The sequence below is a fragment of the Vibrio sp. OPT20 genome, from assembly GCF_963889365.1.
GTDB lineage: Bacteria > Pseudomonadota > Gammaproteobacteria > Enterobacterales > Vibrionaceae > Vibrio > Vibrio splendidus.
In genome coordinates, this window is sequence record NZ_CAWPOA010000081.1 from 1 (window position 1) to 713 (window position 713).

The 713-nt window shown below is 40.0% G+C and carries 1 tRNA gene and 1 rRNA gene; both read left to right on the forward strand.

Annotated features, from left to right (window positions below):
• A 16S ribosomal RNA gene (locus tag AACR09_RS18700) occupies window positions 1-188 on the forward strand; the annotation flags it as partial.
• A 77-nt stretch (window positions 189-265) separates the two neighbouring features.
• Window positions 266-341, forward strand: a tRNA-Ala gene (locus tag AACR09_RS18705).
• Window positions 342-713: the final 372 nt, after the last annotated feature.

Consider the following 713-nt stretch of genomic DNA (forward strand, 5'->3'; position numbering starts at 1 on the left):
ATCAGAATGTCACGGTGAATACGTTCCCGGGCCTTGTACACACCGCCCGTCACACCATGGGAGTGGGCTGCAAAAGAAGTGGGTAGTTTAACCTTTCGAGGAGGACGCTCACCACTTTGTGGTTCATGACTGGGGTGAAGTCGTAACAAGGTAGCCCTAGGGGAACCTGGGGCTGGATCACCTCCTTATACGAAGATACCACGATGAGTGTCCACACAGATTGATTAGGTTTAGAAAGTTTAAGAGTAGAAATACTTTTCCAGATGGGGCTATAGCTCAGCTGGGAGAGCGCCTCGCTGGCAGCGAGGAGGTCTGCGGTTCGATCCCGCATAGCTCCACCATCTTTAAGTGTTTTTCTTTGAAAATATTTAAAAATGGTTCATTAGTTTGAATCAAGCTCTTTAACAATTTGGAAAGCTGACTGATTTGATTACTTACGAGTAATTCAAATCAAATTTAAAAGTTCTCAATGTTTATCTTTCATTAGATAAACACAACAAACACATTCAAGTGTCTTGTATTCGAATGATCAGAAATGATTGTTCATTTTTTGATTCTACTTTTTATTAAAAAGTGGAAGCAAAAAGTAAATTGAGTCCGGCAAACAGTCATTAAGAATTAACCCTTCTTGATGACAACCAAAAACCTTGGTTGCTTTTTGTCTTCACTTTTTAAAAGTGAAAGCAAATTTGTATCATACACAAGACCCTTTC